Raw genomic sequence first — 557 nt, forward strand, 5'->3', positions numbered from 1 at the left:
CGAGAGCGAAGCGGGCAACCGCATGAAGCCCTTAATCAAAGTGTCGGGGCGCTTTGACACCCGTGATTTACCACCGGAGCTGCGTGACAAGGTTAGCGGAGAAGAACTGGCCCTGTGGGTGCTGGAAAGCCTGAAAATGCGCCCGGGCGGTGACGAGGATATCCGGATGTACGGTCAGTAATAGTCTGTGCAGTCAGCCCGTTCCGGAGATGAACGGGCTGATAAGGCTGAGCAAAGCAAATAACAGGGAGTACGTAATGAAAGGAATAAAAACGGTTTTACTGAGTTGTTGTATCGCCCTGGCTTTACAGGGCTGCGGAACAGTGGCAAAGGGAAAGGAGTCTGAGATGAGCGGAAAAATGCCGACAAAGCAACACTGCTTCGGGCGGTATGTGGTGGAGTTGCCGGATTATATGTTTATGTATGACGGGACTTATCATTTCGATAATTTTAGATTAGAGATAATACAGGCAGTGAAATCTGAACGCCCGACAATTGAAAAGGACTGGGTTAAATATATCAAAGGCCAGCTGGCGCGGGGTATTAAAGAGGATGGT

Annotated in this window: 2 pseudogenes; both read left to right on the plus strand. The window is 49.7% G+C overall.

Features of this window, described 5'->3' with window-relative positions:
* Positions 1-181, plus strand: a pseudogene (locus ACQUTD_RS21575) (hypothetical protein); the annotation flags it as partial.
* 76 nt (positions 182-257) lie between these two features.
* Positions 258-557: pseudogene (locus ACQUTD_RS21580) on the plus strand (hypothetical protein); the annotation flags it as partial.

This window comes from Enterobacter sp. K510 (genome assembly GCF_055804875.1).